Source organism: Acinetobacter sp. 243_ASPC (genome assembly GCF_001054715.1).
In the GTDB taxonomy this organism is placed as follows: domain Bacteria; phylum Pseudomonadota; class Gammaproteobacteria; order Pseudomonadales; family Moraxellaceae; genus Acinetobacter; species Acinetobacter soli.
The window spans coordinates 1-3,013 of the sequence record NZ_JVOR01000099.1; the positions used below are offsets into that span (position 1 = coordinate 1).

The following is a 3,013-nucleotide window of genomic DNA, read 5'->3' on the forward strand; positions in this document are numbered from 1 at the left end:
GGTAGGCATATCCAGACTCGAACTGGAGACCTCTACGATGTCAAAAAGGCGTTAAAAATGATATATCACTATGATTTATATCATTTTTAACGTATTTTTTAATATAGAAAAAGTCTCGGAAATGATAAAACTAATATGAATATAATCAATCACTTAAAATTTAGTTTCACTACAGATTTACTCTGCATCATTAAGGTTTTTCACCCCTTCAATACTCGCCGAAAACCCTACACTTTTATTAATCGTATGAGTGACTGAATCAATGATCCAGTCACCATCAATACCGTATCTAAAACCAGACAATGCCAATGGTGATTCTGCTGAAAAAGTCGGATCACCTGGTAACTCTAATGAAAGCTTATCCTCATTTCTTTTAGATTCATCTAATGCGGCTTGAGCTGCTGCTTGTGCGCTTTTTTCATCTGGATAATGGTGTCTTAAACGGCGAACTGGTTCACCATCTCCCAACTTTACTTCGTGCTTTTTAGCTTTGGCCTTTTCGTGCCAATACGCAATCACCGTACCAGTACTATCACGCGAGCTTCTTGTCATTGACCAACGTCCGACTTGGTAACGTGTCAATTCAATGGTATCAAGCTTAATTTCACCACGTTTAACAAAGAGTAGTTTACCATTTGCAGGTTTACAAATTGCATCATAACGTTTGGCTAGTCGCATCAAAAAAGATAAATCAGATTCATCTGATTGAGCTAATTGTGGCAACTTAACGTTCTTTAATGTCCCACTAACCATGTACGTTAAATTGTGCTCACCTGCAATTTTCATCACAGCAGCACTAATTGTTGTATCTTTAGGCCATGTGCGGTTTTTCTGAGACTGTAGTGATGTCTTGCCGCCTTTACTCTCAGTTTGAACGGCAGCATGTCCACGAATGATCATTTTCTCTGGTGGACCTGAGAGCTCTATCTCATCTACGACAAACATACCCATTGGCTGTAATACATCATCATAGCCCATTGAGATTTGCAGCTCTGCTCCTCGAGCAGGCATAGCAATAGGTTGAGCAGGATCATCAATAAGGCTAATCTCAAAGGTATCTGATTCAATGCCTGTTTTGTCAGTAATAGATATAGATTCAAATAACTGAAAAATCGTCTGGCTAATATCGCTGCCATTAGCCACAACTTGGAAACATGGCTTTAATCCCATAGTTTCACCTTTTTGGTTGGGGTCATTGTTGTTTGACTTTGTTCTGGCAATTCAATTAATAGACCTTCGGGTAAAACTGGTGGATGATCTGAAAGTCGATGATTGACTTCAAATATGTTTTCAACCAACTTATTACTGGTTGATCCATAATACTTATAGGCAATCGAATCAACCGTATCACCATCTTTAGTTCTGTATAGAGCCATTATATGTTCCCTAATGCATTGACTAGAGTATCCACTAAACCTAAGCGCCCTGCCGAATCTCCAAATTTACGCAGCTTAATAGTAAATTCCTGACGGCGTGGCACACCAAAGGCGGCAAATTTCTCTTGCCCCTCATCGATCTGACTAATTACCCAATAGCCCATGATTCGACCCGTACCAGAAATGAGAAGTTGAGGCTCACCTTTAGCAGCCAATGCACGAAGTTTATCAATTTGCTGAAATCCTCCATTCCACTCGCCATAGATCACACCAGTTAAAGTTTGTATGTCTTGTCCAGGACCAAGATATTGAAGATTATCCCAACCACCAAAAACTTCCTGTTCACCCCATTTATAGAGGTGGATCAGGAAATTTGAACAACACTTATAAGTGATATTTTGCTCCCCAAATGATGTTATAAACATCAATATATGGAGTATTTTATGGCACGTAGACCAAGAAGAAATCATTCAAATGATTTTAAAGCTAAGGTAGCACTTGCTGCGATTAAAGCAGAAAAAACACTTGCTGAATTGAGTGCTGAATTTGATGTTCATCAAAACCAAATTATCGACTGGAAAAATCAACTGATTTCAGCTTCCTCGCAAGCTTTCGATCAATCAAAAGCTCCAACAGAACCACCCATCGATCTAAAAAAACTACATGCAAAAATCGGTGAGCAGGCATTAGAAATTGATTTTTTAGAAGGTGTGTTGAAGAAACTGGGCCGCTTCAACCACAAAAGTTAATCGATGACTCACTTCAGATTTCAGTATCTAAGCAAGCTCAGCTGCTGAAAGTCTCCCGTGGTTGTTATTACTATCGCCCAAAACCTGTGAGTGCATCAGATCTGAAGCTGATGCGGTGTATGGATGAGTTACATATGCAATACCCTTTTGCAGGTAGCCGTATGATGCGTGATTTGTTGAATCGTCAAGGACATCATATAGGACGACGTCATACACGTACTTTAATGAAGAAAATGGGCATTAATGCGTTATATTGCAAACCAAATTTAAGCCAGGCTAATCAAGCTCACCGCAAATATCCATATCTGCTCAAAGGATTGGCTATTCAGCGCAGTAATCAAGTGTGGTCTACGGATATAACGTATATCCCTATGGCAAAAGGCTTTGTTTATTTATGTGCTGTGATTGATTGGCATAGCCGCAAGGTACTAGCGCATAGAGTATCGATTAGTATGGAGGTTACATTTTGCATAGAAACATTAAATGAAGCTATTGAAAAATATGGTCGACCTGAAATATTTAATACAGACCAAGGCAGTCAGTTTACCAGTGATGCATTTATTGATGTATTGAAATCAAATGGCATTCAAATCAGTATGGATGGTAAAGGTCGATGGGTTGATAATGTGATGGTTGAACGATTATGGCGGAGCGTTAAATATGAAGAGGTGTATCTCAAAGCTTATAGCAGTGTCACAGATGCGAAAAAGCAATTGAGTGCATATTTTGAGTTTTATAATCTGAAACGACCTCATTCGAGTCTAGACAAAATGACACCAAATGAGTTTTACTATGATCAGCTACCCCAACAAAACAAGGTGGCTTAACTAGAGCGGAATATCACTTATAAATACGCTTTTAGTTGTTCAAACATGTGGGACCACCTCT

General features: G+C 39.0%; 4 protein-coding genes. 1 reads left to right on the top strand and 3 read right to left on the bottom strand.

Going from position 1 to position 3,013, the window contains the following annotated elements:
* Window positions 1-177 precede the first annotated feature (177 nt).
* From ADA42_RS13690 to ADA42_RS13700, 3 genes are read right to left on the bottom strand one after another with little or no spacing between them, the layout of a single operon-like run.
* Window positions 178-1,170: a phage late control D family protein gene (locus ADA42_RS13690; RefSeq protein WP_048765746.1), complete on the bottom strand. Its 993-nt coding sequence runs from the start codon at window positions 1,168-1,170 to the stop codon at window positions 178-180.
* Window positions 1,161-1,376 (bottom strand): tail protein X, encoded by a 216-nt coding sequence (locus tag ADA42_RS13695; RefSeq protein WP_048765748.1) that lies wholly within the window; start codon window positions 1,374-1,376, stop codon window positions 1,161-1,163. The genes ADA42_RS13690 and ADA42_RS13695 overlap by 10 nt, the downstream gene beginning before the upstream one ends.
* Window positions 1,376-1,801 carry a phage tail protein gene (locus tag ADA42_RS13700; RefSeq protein ID WP_053086589.1) on the bottom strand — a complete coding sequence of 142 codons (426 nt, stop codon included), beginning with the start codon at window positions 1,799-1,801 and terminating at the stop codon, window positions 1,376-1,378. The genes ADA42_RS13695 and ADA42_RS13700 overlap by 1 nt, the downstream gene beginning before the upstream one ends.
* Before the next feature lie 6 nt (window positions 1,802-1,807).
* Here ADA42_RS13700 and ADA42_RS18095 point away from each other — a divergent pair.
* Window positions 1,808-2,952 (top strand): IS3-like element ISAba14 family transposase gene (locus tag ADA42_RS18095; RefSeq protein WP_100833519.1). Its coding sequence is split into 2 segments (ribosomal slippage): window positions 1,808-2,072 and window positions 2,072-2,952, totalling 1,146 coding nucleotides; the frame shifts between segments, so codons are not numbered across the junction.
* Window positions 2,953-3,013 lie beyond the last annotated feature (61 nt).

Bases quoted from the DNA above. Each gene is read 5' to 3' on its own strand.
- ADA42_RS13690 (WP_048765746.1), bottom strand. From the start codon at position 1,170: ATGGGATTAAAGCCATGTTTCCAAGTTGTGGCTAATGGCAGCGATATT.
- ADA42_RS13695 (WP_048765748.1), bottom strand. From the start codon at position 1,376: ATGGCTCTATACAGAACTAAAGATGGTGATACGGTTGATTCGATTGCC.
- ADA42_RS13700 (WP_053086589.1), bottom strand. From the start codon at position 1,801: ATGTTTATAACATCATTTGGGGAGCAAAATATCACTTATAAGTGTTGT.